This window comes from Waterburya agarophytonicola KI4 (genome assembly GCF_020640915.1).
Classification (GTDB): Bacteria; Cyanobacteriota; Cyanobacteriia; order Cyanobacteriales; family Xenococcaceae; genus Waterburya; species Waterburya agarophytonicola.
Genome location: NZ_JADWDC010000007.1, coordinates 118,806 through 130,967, shown reverse-complemented (window position 1 = coordinate 130,967; position 12,162 = coordinate 118,806). Strand labels below are relative to the sequence as shown.

General features: G+C 38.3%; 11 protein-coding genes. 6 read left to right on the top strand and 5 right to left on the bottom strand.

Annotated features, from left to right (window positions below):
- Positions 1–149 precede the first annotated feature (149 nt).
- The 3 genes from I4641_RS04680 (at position 150) to I4641_RS04670 (ending at position 2,255) form a co-directional block, all read left to right on the top strand.
- Positions 150–1,760, top strand: coding sequence for a B12-binding domain-containing radical SAM protein (locus tag I4641_RS04680; protein ID WP_229639307.1), 1,611 nt, complete (start codon positions 150–152; stop codon positions 1,758–1,760).
- Positions 1,761–1,765: 5 nt separating this feature from the next.
- Positions 1,766–1,954 (top strand): CPXCG motif-containing cysteine-rich protein, encoded by a 189-nt coding sequence (locus I4641_RS04675; protein WP_229639306.1) that lies wholly within the window; start codon positions 1,766–1,768, stop codon positions 1,952–1,954.
- A gap of 82 nt (positions 1,955–2,036) precedes the next feature.
- Positions 2,037–2,255 carry a glycogen debranching protein gene (locus I4641_RS04670; RefSeq protein ID WP_229639305.1) on the top strand — a complete coding sequence of 73 codons (219 nt, stop codon included), beginning with the start codon at positions 2,037–2,039 and terminating at the stop codon, positions 2,253–2,255.
- Between the two features lie 21 nt (positions 2,256–2,276).
- Here the strand turns inward: I4641_RS04670 and I4641_RS04665 are convergent, their stop codons facing one another.
- From I4641_RS04665 to I4641_RS04655, 3 genes are read right to left on the bottom strand one after another with little or no spacing between them, the layout of a single operon-like run.
- Positions 2,277–5,522 (bottom strand): UvrD-helicase domain-containing protein, encoded by a 3,246-nt coding sequence (locus tag I4641_RS04665; protein ID WP_229639304.1) that lies wholly within the window; start codon positions 5,520–5,522, stop codon positions 2,277–2,279.
- 41 nt (positions 5,523–5,563) lie between these two features.
- Positions 5,564–6,145 (bottom strand): YqhA family protein, encoded by a 582-nt coding sequence (locus tag I4641_RS04660; RefSeq protein ID WP_229639303.1) that lies wholly within the window; start codon positions 6,143–6,145, stop codon positions 5,564–5,566.
- Positions 6,146–6,173: 28 nt separating this feature from the next.
- Complete coding sequence (locus I4641_RS04655; protein WP_229639302.1) at positions 6,174–7,388, bottom strand: glycosyltransferase family 4 protein; 1,215 nt, start codon at positions 7,386–7,388, stop codon at positions 6,174–6,176.
- 118 nt (positions 7,389–7,506) lie between these two features.
- Between I4641_RS04655 and I4641_RS04650 the strand changes: the two genes are divergently transcribed.
- Positions 7,507–8,106, top strand: coding sequence for a DUF1517 domain-containing protein (locus I4641_RS04650; RefSeq protein ID WP_229639301.1), 600 nt, complete (start codon positions 7,507–7,509; stop codon positions 8,104–8,106).
- A 15-nt stretch (positions 8,107–8,121) separates the two neighbouring features.
- Here I4641_RS04650 and I4641_RS04645 read toward each other — a convergent pair whose 3' ends face one another.
- Entirely contained in the window at positions 8,122–8,952 is an 831-nt protein-coding gene (locus I4641_RS04645; RefSeq protein ID WP_229639300.1) for an NAD-dependent epimerase/dehydratase family protein, read from the bottom strand.
- Between the two features lie 38 nt (positions 8,953–8,990).
- Positions 8,991–9,569, bottom strand: coding sequence for a hypothetical protein (locus tag I4641_RS04640; protein ID WP_229639299.1), 579 nt, complete (start codon positions 9,567–9,569; stop codon positions 8,991–8,993).
- A gap of 147 nt (positions 9,570–9,716) precedes the next feature.
- Between I4641_RS04640 and I4641_RS04635 the strand changes: the two genes are divergently transcribed.
- Positions 9,717–11,030 carry a recombinase family protein gene (locus tag I4641_RS04635; protein WP_369426723.1) on the top strand — a complete coding sequence of 438 codons (1,314 nt, stop codon included), beginning with the start codon at positions 9,717–9,719 and terminating at the stop codon, positions 11,028–11,030.
- A 243-nt stretch (positions 11,031–11,273) separates the two neighbouring features.
- Positions 11,274–12,152, top strand: a complete 879-nt coding sequence (locus I4641_RS04630; RefSeq protein WP_229639297.1) for an EfeM/EfeO family lipoprotein — start codon at positions 11,274–11,276, stop codon at positions 12,150–12,152.
- Positions 12,153–12,162: the final 10 nt, after the last annotated feature.

Here is a 12,162-nt window from a genome sequence, read left to right as displayed (position 1 = left end):
TTTAACATTTAATAAAAAAGCGATCGCCTTATATAAAGCGATCGCTTTTTGTTGTCTACTAACAAATGACAAATAAGTCAAAAGCGATCGATAATCAATTAAGTACTTATTTTTAAAGCGATCGCTCTACTAGAAAAAATTAATTATCTGTGTCTGTATTTCAACAAGAACGTTTATTATTTACTCCTGCAACTCCAGAAAATAACGCCATCCCCGCAATTTTTGCTTTTCCCAATGAATATACTATCGGTATTACTAGTTTGGGTTTCCAGGTTGTTTGGGCGACGTTAGCAATGCGTTCTGATGTTGATGTCAGTCGTTTATTTACCAATCTAAGCGAACCTTTGCCCAAAAGCCCCGAACTCTTGGGTTTTTCGGTATCTTGGGAACTCGATTATATTAATATTTTCAATTTACTCGAATCTTTGGATATTCCCCTCCATAGTGTCGAACGAGAAGAACATCACCCTCTAGTGTTTGGTGGTGGCACGGTTTTGACTGCTAACCCCGAACCTTTGGCAGATTTCTTTGATGTAATTTTGCTGGGGGATGGAGAAGATTTGTTAGATAGTTTTATTGATGCCTATCAACAAGTAAGAAACGCAGATCGTCAGACTAAATTGCGTCATTTAGCCCAAGTACCAGGGGTTTATATCCCCAGTCTATATGAGGTAACTTACCATAGTCCCGATGGGGAAATAAAAGCGATCGCTCCTATAGATTCTGAGATCCCACCCCAAGTTCACAAGCAAACCTATCGGGGTAATACTCTTTCTGCTTCCACGGTAGTTACAGAAAAAGCAGCCTGGGAAAACATTTATATGGTGGAAGTTGTTCGCAGTTGTCCTGAAATGTGTCGTTTCTGTCTGGCTAGCTATCTGACTTTGCCCTTTCGCACCGCATCTTTAGAAAGTTCTTTAATACCCGCGATCAAAAAAGGTTTAAAAGTTACCAGACGTTTGGGTTTACTCGGTGCATCCGTTACCCAACACCCTGAATTTGAAGCCATTCTCGATTATCTCTCTCAACCCGAATATGAAGATGTGCGTCTTAGCATTGCTTCGGTACGCACTAATACTTTAACAAAAAAATTAGCCTCAACCCTGGCAAAGCGCGATACCCGTTCGATTACTATCGCCGTAGAAAGTGGTTCGTCAAAAGTCCGACAGATTGTCAACAAAAAATTGACTAATGAAGAAATTATTCAAGCAGCAATTAATGCTAAAGCGGGGGGACTAAAAGCTCTCAAACTCTATGGTATGGTAGGCATTCCTGGGGAAGAAATGAGTGATGTCGAAGAAACTGTGACTATGATGTCGGCAATCAAAAAAGCTGTGCCAGGATTGCGCTTAACTTTGGGATGCAGTACTTTTGTTCCGAAATCTCATACCCCCTTTCAATGGTATGGTGTTAATCCCGAAGCTAAAAAGAGATTAAAATATTTAGAAAAGAATCTCCGCCCACAAGGTATTGATTTTAGACCCGAAAGTTATAATTGGTCGGTAATACAGGCTCTAATATCTCGTGGCGATCGCCGTTTGGGCAAACTGCTGCAATTAACTAGAGAATTTGGCGACTCGGTAGGAAGCTACAAACGAGCTTTCAAACAACTACGAGGACAGATGCCAACCTTGGATTATTACGTTCGCGATCGCTGGGAGGCAGGATCTAGAATTCTTCCCTGGCAACATTTACAAGGTGCATTACCCCAGAAAACCTTAATTAAACACTTAAACGAAGCTTTAGCAATTAATAATTAATCAATATGCAAACCACCTCAGAATACGTCTGCGCTTTTTGCGGGGAAACTAACAGCACTTTTGTCGATATAAGTGGGGGAATGCAACAGTCTTATACCGAAGATTGTCAGGTGTGTTGTCGTCCCAATGTTCTTTTTGTTTATATTGATGAGGATACTTTAGACGTGCAGATAGAGAGCGATTATCAGGAATAATTTCAGCAAATTTTGTAAAATTCAAGTTAGAAGTCGATTGACTCATCACTAAAAATTAATAAATTAATAAATTAATAAAAAAATGTCACAACTAACTATTTGGGTAAACGAACAAATCGATCCAGGAGGCTTAATCTATGCTTGCATTGCTTGTATGAATGAAGAAGCAGCTAATGATTGTCATCACAATTGGCAGAATAATTTAACCGAACAACAAAAGCAAAACGGTTGGGTTGCTAGTCTTCGCACCGTTGATTCTTGGGATGATGTTCCTGTCAATGCTTTAAAACTTAGTTTCTAAATAAATACACTGTCGTTATGATTAAATCATTGCGTCGTGGCAGCATGCTAGATAAGGACATACGGCGCATTTTTCCATTGTGGGGGTAGCGGTATAATTGCCTCGATAGATATTTTCCGCCAAACTTATCACCTCTGGTGCGATCGCATTTAGTTCCGATTCGGTAAAACTATGAATGCGATCGTGTCTTAGATAAGCGATGTGTGCGTTGGGATTTTGTAATGCTTTGGCATATACCCAGAGTTGAAAGCGATGATCCTCTGGTTGAATAGTGCGATCGCTTTTGTAATCTAAAATCCAATTGTTTCCCACCAGATCGATGACACCATTAAAAGTTATTTTACCTAGTTGCAAGCTAACCTGTTGTTCCTTGGCGATCGCTGTATTGCGGAAATATTCGTACATGGGGAGTTGGAAGAATTTATGGGCTAAAGCGATCGCCGTATTAAAGATTTCTCGATTCCATTCTCCTTCTGCATAGGAGATCAATTGTTTGGCTTGAGTAAGATTATTTTCTAAGGCTTTGTGTACTAACGTACCGATTTGCATTCCCGAAGCTAGCCCTTCACCAATACCAGGATGTCCGTCAAGTAGGTGTAGTTTAAATCTTTGAGGACATCTAGCATAGTCAGTTAACGCAGTGACGGGGAGTTGGGATAATCCCGAACCGACAGAGTTTAGTAGTAGAGGTGGTAAGTATTCCGCAACGGGGGGAGTGGGCAGAATCGGCGGTAGGGCTTTGGCATCGGTATAGGGTATGGTGAAAATGGGTATATTGGCAGCAGTCAAACCTCGTTGTAAGCGGTTTAATTCGCCTTTATAGGGTTCGGCAGCACTAAGAAAGAGGTAATCCCTCGCTCTGGTTAAAGCGACGTATAATACCCTATATGCTTCGGCTCGTTCTTTTTTATCTTGTAAATATTCTAGCCAGCTATAGAGTACTGGTTTTTGTATTTCTCCCACAGAGTTTTTACTTTTTACTGCCACCCCTAATTGAGGATCGAAATATACTGGGGGATGGGATTTGGGACGTTCTTTACTGAGATCGGCAACGATAACCAAAGCCCACTCTAGCCCTTTGGAGGCATAGATAGTCATTAGGGAAACGGCATTACTAATAGCCAGTACGGGGCGAGGTATAGCTACCTCTTCGTCATCAAGACGTTTGAGACGACGTACCACCGCAAATAGATCGTAATTACCCTGTTCTAAATCTTTAACCAACCTTTGAAAGCCTTGCCAGTCTGCTAGTCTGCGTTCTGCCCCAGCTAAATTGGCAAGAACTGCGGTATATCCCGTTAGGCGATCGCAAATTTGTAAGATTCGAGATGGCGTATGAAATTTATGCAATCGTAGTAATTGATTTAATGCTTTAATAGGATATTCTAATTCGGGTAATGAGGATTTCTGGATTTCTTCCCACCAACAACTATCGGTATCTCGATCTTGTCGCTCGAAAGCTTGTCGGATTTGGAATAAAAGGCGATCGCTGATAGCAAAAAAAGGACTCCGCAATACTGCTACTAAGGCGATATCGTCTCTGGGATTAGCCAAAAAACGCAGCAAGATGTTGGCATCTTTCGCTTCTCTAGTAGCTAACAGATTTCCTCCCCCCGCAGGTGCGACGGGAATACCCATAGCTGATATTGCTGCGCTATATATTTCTAAGGGTTGCCAAGTACGAGTGAGGATCGCAATGTCTTTGGGTTGGATGGGGCGAGTTTGTTTGGTTTGTTTGTCAAAGACAGGAGTTTTATTATTTAACATTTGTTTAATTCTGTCTGCCAAATTATAGGCTTCTACTCTTTGACGTTGGGCTTTATTGGGCTTGGGTGGCTTTGCTTCTCCTTCTGGTTGGAAAGGATCGCCGACAGTTAGCACTTGTAGATAATTAAATTTTTCTCCTGCTTCTCCTTCTATGGGTGTCGCCCTGCGAAAAGCAGTTAGATCCTGATGGTTGTCTCCCAGTAACGGGGTAAATATTTGATTGAAGCGGTTGATTAAAGTTTGATGGGTGCGAAAACTAGTACTAAGAATTACTTCCTTCCCGCCATTACTTAAAATGCGATCGCGAAATTGTTGAAAGACGCGAATATCTGCCCGTCGAAAACCATAGATCGACTGTTTGATATCGCCAACGATGGTTAATTCTGCTTTAGCAGTTAGAGTATCGAGTAACTCTGCTTGGGTAGGGTTGGTATCTTGAAATTCATCAACTAAAAATGCTTGCCATCGTTGTTGATAATAGTTTTGTACTTGAGTATGAGTTAAGGCTTGCAGGGCATATATTTCTAAGTCGCTGAAGGTTAGTAGTTTATTTTGTAATTTGAGACGACTGAGATCGCTAGTTACTTCGCTGTAGGCTTCGCTTAAACCAGGCAGAATTGATTTTAATTGTTCGTCTGCATCCCCTAATTCTAAATCTAATAAGCCTTGACTGGTAACTCTACGTACATTTGCTCGCAAAGCTTTTAAGGCATCTTTAACTGCTTTAAAACTATCATCTTGCCAATTCTTTTTACTACCGACTCTGAGGTTGACTCCATCGATAGTTGCAACAGCAGTTTTGATCTTCTTCGCATCTTCGAGATCTTTCATTGCCTCTAATACGGAGATGCGAATTGTTTCTAATTTATCTCCCTCTTTGCCTTGATGTTGTTCTAAAAGCGATCGACTCGACTGCCATGTAGGATCGTTAGCAATCATTTCAACTGCTTCAATGGCAGCTTGAGTAATTAACTTACTCCAGTCTTGAATTCCCCGACGCAATGCTTTGCTAGCTGTATAGGGATCGTCCAATAATTTATTTAATATTTCCTGCAACAAAGAATGAGGAATGGCTTGAAATACTTCTAGAGGAAGGTTGCTTAATGCTTTTTTAAAGCCATCTGACAGCCATACTTGCCCTTCTAAACTATCCAATACCTGAAAATCGGCAGGAATATCGATTAGTTGAAAATGTTCGGTACAAATGCGGGCAGAAAGGGCGTGAATAGTGTTAATTTCGGCAGCTTCTAATTCTGCGAGTAAATCTAAACGTTGGGGTAATTGTTGGGTGACTAAAGCTCGAATGCGCGATCGTAATTCAGTGGCAGCTTTTTCGGTAAAGGTTACTGCAACTACTTCTAGGGGAGATAGTTTTTTTTCTCGTAGATAGTAAAGATATCTTTCTGCTAACATATGAGTTTTTCCCGTACCCGCTCCTGCTGTAATTACTACGCTACAAGGTGCATAGGCTGCTGCTTGTTGTTCGGGGGTTAAACTCATTGATGGGGGTTAGTTAATTAATAATAATTAATTTTACAAGTTTAGTGTTCGACAGAATCGCGATCGCTTTTAGCACTACCAATTGAGTGCTCGCTGGATTTGGTATGACTCAAATGTAGTAAATATTGACTGATAGAAATTAAAAGGATTGCCAGGGAAATATAAATTATATCGCTAAGTTTACCTATTTCTATACTGAGCATTTGTTTGAATAAACTAACAATTAATGCTACTACAATTACATTGACTAATTTACCTTTGAGTTCTTCTAAACTATTACTCTGTAAAATACTAGAATCGTCTTGATGTTTGATTTCAATCTCTGAAATAAACAATTCATAAATACCAAAAGCAAAGATTAATAAAACAATACCAATTAGATAGTAATCTACTCCACCAATGATGTAAGCAACGGTTTTAATAGTCGGAATACCCTCAGGATCTTTTGGATCTAAAGTGAGAGTTAATCCTGCCCAAATATCTAAAGTACCAATCATAATTAAACGCAAAGCACTTAATAAACTAAAAACAACGGGGGCGAGAATAAAAAAACGAAAATTCCAAATCAAGGCTTCAAAAAATAATTCGATTTTTCTAAGTTTCCCTTTTGATTTATGTTTCATTGTTTATAGTTCGTCAGATCGCCGAGTTTTAAGTTGTGACTGCATCTTTGACCCATTGTAAGTGTTGGGGTAACAGTTTTGCTAAATCATATTTTTCTAAAATGATTTCTCTAGCTTTGGTACGAATGCTTGCCATTTTTTCGGGATTATCTAAAGCTTCAATGACCCGATCACATACTTGCTGGGGATTGAAGAAATTGACTAACAAACCATTAACATTATCTTCAATTACTTCAGTTACGGGGGCAGTATCAGAAGCCACAATTAAACAACCTGTTGATAATGCTTCTAGCATCGACCAAGAAAGGACAAAAGGACGAGTAAGATAGATATGGGCCGAGGAAGCCTGTAATACTTGGAGATATTCGTCATAGGGTAAGAGATCGGTAAAATGTACTCGACTCATATCCAACGGGAATTTCTCCAGCATAGCTTCTTTATAGGTTTTGCCATCGGGTAAGCTTTTACCATATGCCACACGGTTTTTGCCGACAATTACAAAATGACATTGGGGACGTTTTTGCTGCAAAAGAGCAATAGCTTCAATTAACTGGGGGAAACCACGATAGGGTTCCATTCCCCTAGCTACATAAGTTACAATTTCCTCTACCCCACTGAGATCGAGATTGATTCGAGGAATAAATAATTTGGCATGGGGTAAGGGTTTGAAGTAAGTAGTATCTATGCCATCGTGATGGACTTTAATTTTATCGTGAAATTCTGGGGGAAATTGCGATCGCTGCCAAGCTGTAGGAGATAAACCGCGATCGCAAGTAGCTAAATCCAATAATATTGGTGCATTCTTAATTCTGATTCTAGCTTCATCATCAGCATTAATCGGATCGTTGGGATCGAAGCTAGCATCGGAGCCATAAGCCTTATAAAACCATTCAAAATAGCATAATAAGGTTGCTTTGGGAAATATATCCTTCATAAATAAGGTTGGTCCCCATCCAGAATGACCGTAAACAATATCGGGATAAAAACCTTGATCTTTCAAACTTTGAGCGACCCGATATACACCTTGGGCTTCAAGCACCGCATTTTCTAAAGGACGCACGTAATGATGGGTTTCAGGACGAACTTCACGAGATTTCTCATAAATTACCTTAGTAACGCCTGATATATTACCCTCTCGGCGATTAGTAGCAAAAATAACCGTATTTTGCTTATCTTGACCTAAAACGGTAGCTAGGTGACGAAATTGTGCGGGAAAATTAGGATGTAGAAATAAAATCTTCATGAATTTATTAATTAATGACTAATTGATGATGATTTAATCGCCCTAATTTTATCTCGCAAATATAATACTGTCTTAGTTAATGATAAGTTAATAAGAATAAATCCTCGTTGCTTAAACTATGTCTTTGCGCGATCGCTTTTCTAAATTTAGTGGCAAAACTCGTTTTGTGGTTTCCCGCGTATTTATCCATCTTGCAGGAGATGAAATAGCCCCCATGCTAGGGGTATTAAATCGGGTAGTCAGAGAAGCGATCGATGCAGATGGAGACCTAGAAGTGTTGGGAGAAGGTTTAGTCTCCGTCTGTCAAAATCTGTTGCAGATGAGTACATACTGGCAATCTGCGGGTAATGAAGGAGATGTTGTTTGGGATGAAGGAGAAGCAGGAGACTATGTTAACGAACTTTTTACCGACTCCGCACAACGATATATGAGCGAAATCGATCCTACTCAGGATATTGGCTCTGACGAGCCTTTATCTTTACCCGTGACTCGCAATTTAGTAATTATGCTTGCAGTGGCATTCGAGGGAGAATCCCCAGATTTAGAGAACAATCTGGCAGACATGGAAGCTTTGGAATATGGATTAAAAGCCTTGATTAATCTTCACTATCAAGAAAAACTAAGAGCGATCCAAATTCACTTTTCCCCCGCCAAATTGGGAGATGAATTAAACGGCGAACAGTTATTACTTAATTTTCCTGAGTTAATTCCACTTTAAATTAACTTAATTAAATCAAATAAATTTAATCTTAGGATGAATGAGTTGGTAGCCAGCATCTTTTATTTTTTTACCAGATAGTTGCATATTGTATGGATGAGAATTACCTTGAGATTCATCCCAGGTTATTAAAGGCAAATTATGAGCTTGAAATAACTTTTGGAAGAATTCTTTCTGAGTTAAAATTTGCTCGCTGGCTAAATTATAGATTCCTTGCAGTTGTTGTTGTCGGGCAAAATCGATCGCCCCGACAATATCATCCAAATGAACCCAATTAGTATATCTTTCTCCCATTCCCGATTTAGTTGTTCCTGCTATTTTGCCAAATATTTTAATTAATTCTCTGCCATCGCCATAAATACCTGATAGGCGAAAGATGCAAGTTTTAAACTCTGTTTCTGGAACTGACAATAAAACTTGCTCTGTTTGGGCTAATATCTCACCATATTCACTAGTAGGGTTAGGAATGGCAGTTTCATCGACAATCCTATCTTTTTGATTGCCCAAAATACCATAGCTGCTAGTATAGATAAGCTGTCGAACCTTTTTGCTAGCTCTAATTGCCGTAACAACATTTTTGGCTGTTGTTAGATATGCTTGATGATATATTTCTGGGGTGCGTTGTTTTGCCCCAATACTCAACAACACCACATCTTTCTCTGCTACTACCTGTTTCAAAGTTGTCAGATCGTTTCCTGTGGTGACGACTACTTCTGAGGCGATCGCTTGTAGTTGCTTTTTTTTGCTAGAACTGGTTGTAGTTACTGTAACGAGTTCTCCTTGCTGATGCCACTTACGAGCAACTGCACTACCAACATATCCACATCCTATAATTGCTGCTTGCATAAACTAACTACTAACTACTAACTAATTATCGATTTAGCTCAAAGGGATTGATAACTTTTATCAATAACCCAATCATCTTTAGCAAATTTAAACTCCATCTTGGTGATGGCTTTTTGCTCTAGCAACCATCTCAATCGTTCTGTTTGTCGCTCAAGATCTTGATTGCGATCGATATAAAAGTATTTTTCTCGTAAATATCTTTTACGTTGTAGCCAAAGTTGATTCAGAAAAATTTCTAAGGCTTGACGGTTGGGCTTATCTCTTAAAAAAATAATTCTTTTTCGATCCGTTGTTTCTACTACTATATAATCTTGTTTTTTGACCTGATAGAGAATTGCAAAAACCAGGGTAATTGTACTGGGGAAAATGGCGTAATAAAATCCTTGGTTTATCATTAAGCTTTGTAACAAAATACAAATAGTAGAACTCATAGCCATAATAGTTATAAAAAATAATTTATGACTTTTGCGACTGCGTATTTGAGCTTCGCTTTTGAGCTTCTCGTAAGAAACATAATTCTCGTATTCCCCTTGAGAATCTTTAAGATGGAGTTTTAATTTGTTGGGTAACAAAATAAAACTTCTTTTTTCTAACCATGCTTTTTGATGTAGTTCCATTAACTAAAGCCCTCGATCTCAAGTAAGATTTGATTATATATAGTTGAAATTCACTGAATTTAAAAATTAATTGAGTGAATATACTTTCTAAACTTTCATTGTAGAACTAAGATTATTCATAAATTTTAGGCAACTAATAAAATGAGTATTAAGATTATTGCCTATCTTCATAGCGATCTTTCTATAGAAACACCCCCCAGTCAAGATATATGGGGTTTAGAAATAGATCGAGTCTATCAAGACATCGGAAGCCGCTATTTATTAAATCAATTAATACAAGACTGCCAACAACAAGCTCCAGATTATTTGTTGATTCGTCGTCTAGAAGAGCTGGGAGATAATATTAATATTATAAGCGATCGCTTGTACCTATTAGAGTCCTTGGATATAGAAATTATCACTACAGAAGATGATTATTGTTCTTCTCAGTTTAAAAAAATTAGCGATCGCGATCTCAAAAATAAGCTAACCAAAATTTTAAATAAAGTACAAAAAAATCAGCAGAGTATTAGGCTGAAAAAAGGTCATGGTCGCAACCGTTTAAAGATACTTCCACCACCAGGAAAAGCTCCTTACGGCTATCGTCGAGGACAAGATAAATATATTATTGATAAAAGTACTGCTCCTGTAGTCAAAGACTTTTTTGAAAGATTTCTTTTATTTGGTTCTTTGCGTGGTGCGGTGAGATATTTGGAAAAGCGATATGGAAAAAAAATATCTCCTACTACTGGTAAAAATTGGTTGACTAGTCCCGTATATCGTGGAGACTTAAAATATAAAAACCAAGATTTAATTTCTAATACACACACACCCATCATAAATCGCGAAGAGGCAGCACAAATAGACCGTTTAATACAGCGAAATAGTAGTCTAGCACCTCGTACTGCTAGCGCACCTCGTTCTTTAGCTGGATTAGTTAGCTGTCAAAAGTGTCAGTTAACTATGAGTATCGCGCGGGTTACTCAACATCATAAAAAAAATGAATATTTATATTTACGCTGTCAAAAATGTCCTCAAAAACCAAAGTGCAGATCAATCTCTTATGATTTTGTATTGGACAAGGTGATAAATAAAATTTGTCTCGAATTACCCCTCGCTGTGGCTCAAATAAAATCACCTAATAATAGTTCTATTGAAAACAGCTTAAAACAAAAAATTGTAGATAAAAAAGATATACTCAATCGCTTACCTTCTCTCCTAGAAGAAAATATTTTAGATCGAGAAACTTTTGCTATTCGTAACTACAAAATAAGAGCAGAAATATCTCAACTAGAAAACAAAATAGCTCAACTTCCTCCAAGTAATCTGAAAGCGATCGCCAATGCTGTTTCCTTACCGCAGTTTTGGCTAGATTTATCAGAAGCAGAAAGACGCTTTTATTTTCGCGAATTCATTCAACAAATCAAAATAACTCCCAACGACTCTAAAACTTGCGAACTGCAACTAGTTTTTATTTTTTAGTTATTGGTCATTATTTCGATCCAGATAGTTGACAATAATTTCCATTAAATGTATTCTTAAAAGTCTCAGTAGTAATAGGATATATTCTCAATATGAAATCTGTAGAACAATTCATAGCAGTTGTTTTACTGAAACTGTTAGATTGTCTGGCACTGCCATAGTCAGCATGAAAGAGTCTTAATTAGTAATAAATCTTCCTAACAATTATTTGTAAATAGTCGAAAATACATAAGAGCAAGAAAAATGAAATTAAATCGTAGAAAATTGCTGCAAGTAGCGGGAATTGCTGGGGTAACTACAGTAGCAGTATCTCAGCTAAGTAGTCCAGCTAAAGCAAAACAAAATAGCAAAACAAAATTACTAGCCCAAGCAGATCAATATTCTGCACAGGTAGATGCAGGTTTGAGTTATTTCCAAGAACAAGCTGTAGCAGAATTACCGTTAGTCGAAGCATTAGCAGCAGCGATCGCATCTGGAGATTTAGCAGCAGCACAACAAGCTTATATCGAATCTCGTCCTCCTTACGAACAAATTGAGGTTTTAGCCCTTAATTTTGAGGATACCGATACAAACATTGATGCTCGCCCCTATGCTTTTGATAACGGAGAAGCAGATGAAGGATTTAAAGGTTTTCATCGTATCGAAGCCCTAATCTTTCGCGACGAAGATTTAGCATCCGCACAACCCTATGCCGATGAATTAGTTACTAGTGTCAAAACGCTCATGACTAATTTAGAAGCACGAGAAAACTTTGATTCTCCTTCTCATTTTGAGGGCATGATCGGTTTAGCGACAGAAATTCCTGCCAAGAAAATATCTAGCGAAGAGGAAACCTATTCCGATCAAAGCTTACTAATCTTTCAAGAAAACTGGAAAGGGATCTATAGCCAGTTTGAGCCTTTTGCTACTGTGTTAGAAAGTGTCGATTCTGATGCGGTAACTCAAGTAAAAGAGGCTTACAAAAATGCGATCGCAACTATATCGCCTTATTTTACTGACGGGCAAATTGCAGCCCAACCTTATAGTAGTCTGACTGCACCCCAAAAAAGTGCAATTGTCAAAGCTGCTTATAGTTTCCGAGATAGTTTGATCGACGCTCAAATCAAACTAGGTATTGTTTAAAAAGCTGATA

Excerpts from the sequence above, each read along its gene's own strand:
- I4641_RS04670 (WP_229639305.1), top strand. The coding sequence starts at position 2,037 with ATGTCACAACTAACTATTTGGGTAAACGAACAAATCGATCCAGGAGGC.
- I4641_RS04645 (WP_229639300.1), bottom strand. The coding sequence starts at position 8,952 with ATGCAAGCAGCAATTATAGGATGTGGATATGTTGGTAGTGCAGTTGCT.
- I4641_RS04630 (WP_229639297.1), top strand. The coding sequence starts at position 11,274 with ATGAAATTAAATCGTAGAAAATTGCTGCAAGTAGCGGGAATTGCTGGG.
- I4641_RS04640 (WP_229639299.1), bottom strand. The coding sequence starts at position 9,569 with ATGGAACTACATCAAAAAGCATGGTTAGAAAAAAGAAGTTTTATTTTG.
- I4641_RS04655 (WP_229639302.1), bottom strand. The coding sequence starts at position 7,388 with ATGAAGATTTTATTTCTACATCCTAATTTTCCCGCACAATTTCGTCAC.
- I4641_RS04650 (WP_229639301.1), top strand. The coding sequence starts at position 7,507 with ATGTCTTTGCGCGATCGCTTTTCTAAATTTAGTGGCAAAACTCGTTTT.
- I4641_RS04660 (WP_229639303.1), bottom strand. The coding sequence starts at position 6,145 with ATGAAACATAAATCAAAAGGGAAACTTAGAAAAATCGAATTATTTTTT.
- I4641_RS04675 (WP_229639306.1), top strand. The coding sequence starts at position 1,766 with ATGCAAACCACCTCAGAATACGTCTGCGCTTTTTGCGGGGAAACTAAC.
- I4641_RS04665 (WP_229639304.1), bottom strand. The coding sequence starts at position 5,522 with ATGAGTTTAACCCCCGAACAACAAGCAGCAGCCTATGCACCTTGTAGC.